The following is a 3,609-nucleotide window of genomic DNA, read 5'->3' on the forward strand; positions in this document are numbered from 1 at the left end:
TACAGCTACACCAAGCGCTTTACCTGGCTATGCCACTTCTGGCTGGGCTTGACCGTTGGGGCCGCTACCGCCGGGGGCTGGATTGCCGTAACCGCCGCCTTCGAGCCTGCCCTGTTCGCCCTGTGGGCCGGCACGGCCTTCTGGCTGGCCGGTTTCGACATCCTCTACGCCACGCAGGACTTCAAGTTCGACCGCGAGAACGGCATCCACAGCGTTCCCGCCCGCTTTGGCATCCCCACTGCACTGCGCATCGCCCAAACCTCCCACGCCCTTACTTTTGGCTTCTTCTTGCTTGCCGGGCTATTGAGCGGAGCGGGCTGGCTGTACTTTGTGGGGGTCTTTGTGGTGGGGGCGGTGCTCTGGTACGAACACCAACTGGTGAAACCGGATGACCTGAGCAAAGTAGATCAAGCCTTCTTCCAGGCCAATGTGGTGGTGAGCCTGGGGATGTTGCTGTTTATTCTGCTGGACACGCTGGTTTAACGGTCGGGTTCAGCCGCGTTGCGGAGCGCAGCCGAGCAACATCGGCCGCAACCTGTTGTTAGGCGATCAGCCACACACCGCGCCGCAGAGCTAAGAGACCGTCTTGAAAATCAAGGCAAGCGTTTGAGCATGAGACGGATCATAGCGGCGTAGATGAAGGCTTCGGAGTGTCTGGGAAGACGCTCGTAGTCACGGGCCAGGCGTCGGTTGCGGGTGATCCAGGCAAAAGTACGCTCCACCACCCAGCGCCTGGGCAGAACTTGAAAGCCTTTGTGACCAGGTAGTTTATCCACGATCTCTAGGGTCCAACCCAGTAGGTGCTGCAACCAACGGATGAGTTCACCTGCATAAGCCCCATCAGCCCAAACCTTCTGCATCCTGCGCCAGGGGTCATGGCAGATTTGCTCGAACAGCGACCTGGCTCCGTCCCGGTCTTGCACCCCTGCTGAGCTCACCAGAACTCCCAGCAACAACCCCAGGGTATCCACCAGGATGTGGCGCTTGCGGCCCCAGGTCAGCTTCCCAACGTCAAAGCCCCGCTCAACCCCACCTTCCCCACTCTTGACCGCTTGACTATCGATAATGGCTGCGCTCGGGTTGACCCTGCGCTTGGCTTTCCGCCTTACCAGACGGCGCAGGCAGTCATTCACGCGTTTCCACAGCCCGCTCAGGCACCACGCCCGGAAGTAGCCGTACACGGTCTTGTAGGCCGGCAAGTCGTGGGGCAAGGCCGCCCACACGCAACCGTTCTTGACCACGTAGAAGATGGCATTGAGTATCTCTCGTAAGCTATGTTTTCTCGGACGGCCTCGCTGGTTGGCTTTGGGCAACTCTGGCTCTATCACTGCCCATTCGCTATCCTGTAAGTCGGTTAGGTAGGTCTTACGGTTTGTCACAAAAATCTTAGCTTGCCCAACCTTCTACTGATTTTCAAGACAGCCTCTAAGTAATTTGAACGAGGCATAGCACAGGTTCATTCCCGATCGGCCGAAAGGTGTCGGTGCCTTGTCTGCTATGCGTCATCGTATGCCCTCTCCAGTGCCGCCACGTCGAGCTTTACCATTGTCATCATAGCTTCCATTACAGCCTGTACCTTTCTCGGGTTCTTGTCGGCTATGAGTTCCATGAAACGCCTCGGCACGATTTGCCAAGTGATGCCAAATTGATCGGTAATCCATCCGCATTGCGATGGGGTTGCGCCAGCGCTGACGAGTCTGTTCCAGTATTCGTCAACCTCTCTCTGATCCTTGCAGTCAACAAAGAGCGAGAAGCCCTCAGAGAATTTGAAGTATGAGCCTCCGTTGTACCCCATGAAGAACTGACCACCGACGACGAACTCGGCAGAAGTGATTGGGCCGTCCTTGCCAGTACGGGCAACATTCTTGATCTCAGAGTCTGGGAACGTAGCGGTATAGAAAGCTATTGCAGCTTCGAGTTGATCATTGAACATCAGGAAAGGTGTTACTTTATTCATCTGTGCGTCTCCTTTTTTCAGGTTGTCGCCTACCTCTTGTTTAAACCGCACGCACGGGATATCGCTTTTTTTTGAGTGATATCCCGCAGTGTCAACAGCCGAGGTGCTGAAAAGGGGTTGCGCTCAAGGGTCTCCTTTCTAGGCGAGGTTCGCAATCCCGTGCAACTGCTTGATATCTGCCACTTTATTGTGACACATAAGAGTGCTGCTTAGTCAAAGCTCAATGCATCCCGCATCATCCGAGCCACTGCGTAGGCATCGTAGATGTCGGAGTAGCCCATTAGTGAGACACGGAATACTTTGCCCCTGAGCTGTCCCTGCCCGCCGATGATGGTGGCGCCCCTGGCGGCGAAGGCGTCCTTGACCTGGGTGTACTTCAGCCCTTCGGGCAGATAAAAGCAGGTGGTGGCGGGACTCTTAACCTCGGGCACGGTCGTCAGACCGAGCTGGTCGCCGGTGGTGTACAAGATGTCGTTCTGCTGTTTCTTGAGGGCAGTGTGCTGGGGCAGCCTCGGCAGCAGCTCTTCCAGCACTGCCGCCGTGGCGGCCACCAGGTTGATGGCCGGAGTCCAGGCCGACTCGCCCGAGCTTTGTACCTTTAACTCCGCCCCCAGGTTCAGGTAGAAACTGCGGGGCTTCAGGCATTGTAGCGCACGGGGCGAGAGCGCAGCATAGGCCAGTCCCGGCGGGCACATCAGGCCTTTTTGCGAGCCGCAGGCAGCGGCGTCGAGGCCCCAGTTCTCCAGTTCAAACTCGCTGACCAGCAGACTGGTGATGGCGTCCACCACTACCAGGCCCTCAGGGCATCGGGCCTTGAAGGTCTGGGCCAGTGTCTGCACGTCGTTGAGCGCCCCGGTGGAAGACTCGGAATGGGTCAGTAAAAAGCCGTCGAACTGGCCGGAAAGGTTCTCCAGGTGCTCGGGCCGCACCACCATGCCCCAGTCCAAATCCAGGCGCACCACTTCGAGTCCGGCCTCGTGAGCAATCCTGGCCCAGCGCTCGGAAAAGTTGCCCTGCACCGGCACCAGTACCCGCTGTCCGGGCTGGAACAGGTTGAGCACCAGGGCGTCCATCGCAGCGGTGCCCGAGCCAGTGAGTATTAGCACCTGGCCCTGGGTCTGAAAGGCTTTTTCCAGTCCGGCCCTGGCCTGCAAGAAGATCTTCTTGGCCGCGTCGCTGCGGTGGTGGAGCTGGGGCCGGGAGAGGGCTTCTTGGGCCTTGGGGTGCAGTTCAACCGGGCCGGGGGTGAGCAGGCGGGAGCGGTACATTGAAGGCATTGTAGTGCTTCTTGGCCCAGGGTTTTTACAGCTCCGCCAGATCCACCCGCTCCAGCACATCCAGCCCGCGCATCGCTTCCAGCACCGCCTCGCTGGGCCGCTCATCAATCGCCAGGACGAACAGGGCTTTGCCTCCAGGGTTATCCCGACCCAACTGCATTCCCGCAATGTTGATCTGATTCTCGCCCAAAAGCGTCCCCACCTTGCCCACCACCCCAGGCCGGTCGCGGTTAACACAGACCAGCATGAAACCACTGGGTACGGCCTCTACGCTGTGTTCGTCAATGCCCACAATGCGGGGCTTGCTGCCCAACACCGCACCTCGAGCCCTGCGGGTTTCCCGGTCGGTCTCGAGGCGCACCTCCAGAACCTGGC

At 58.7% G+C, this 3,609-nt stretch carries 5 protein-coding genes; 1 reads left to right on the plus strand and 4 read right to left on the minus strand.

Annotated elements, in window-relative coordinates; translation table 11 throughout:
* A partial coding sequence (locus tag Q0288_RS11780) for a UbiA family prenyltransferase (protein ID WP_299430639.1) occupies positions 1–483 on the plus strand: 483 nt, incomplete at its 5' end.
* Positions 484–593: 110 nt separating this feature from the next.
* Here Q0288_RS11780 and Q0288_RS11785 read toward each other — a convergent pair.
* From Q0288_RS11785 to Q0288_RS11800, 4 genes are all read right to left on the minus strand, one after another.
* Positions 594–1,379 carry an IS5 family transposase gene (locus Q0288_RS11785; protein WP_299430641.1) on the minus strand — a complete coding sequence of 262 codons (786 nt, stop codon included), beginning with the start codon at positions 1,377–1,379 and terminating at the stop codon, positions 594–596.
* A 116-nt stretch (positions 1,380–1,495) separates the two neighbouring features.
* Positions 1,496–1,957 (minus strand): VOC family protein, encoded by a 462-nt coding sequence (locus Q0288_RS11790; protein ID WP_299430643.1) that lies wholly within the window; start codon positions 1,955–1,957, stop codon positions 1,496–1,498.
* A 209-nt stretch (positions 1,958–2,166) separates the two neighbouring features.
* Complete coding sequence (locus Q0288_RS11795; protein ID WP_299430645.1) at positions 2,167–3,225, minus strand: aminotransferase class V-fold PLP-dependent enzyme; 1,059 nt, start codon at positions 3,223–3,225, stop codon at positions 2,167–2,169.
* A 34-nt stretch (positions 3,226–3,259) separates the two neighbouring features.
* The coding region (locus tag Q0288_RS11800) for an ACT domain-containing protein (protein WP_299430647.1) at positions 3,260–3,609 on the minus strand (350 nt) is incomplete at its 5' end.

Source organism: uncultured Meiothermus sp., from assembly GCF_937863175.1.
In the GTDB taxonomy this organism is placed as follows: Bacteria; Deinococcota; Deinococci; order Deinococcales; family Thermaceae; genus Meiothermus.

Coding starts and splice junctions, on each gene's coding strand:
- Q0288_RS11795 (WP_299430645.1), bottom strand. CDS start 3,225: ATGTACCGCTCCCGCCTGCTCACCCCCGGCCCGGTTGAACTGCACCCC.
- Q0288_RS11790 (WP_299430643.1), bottom strand. CDS start 1,957: ATGAATAAAGTAACACCTTTCCTGATGTTCAATGATCAACTCGAAGCT.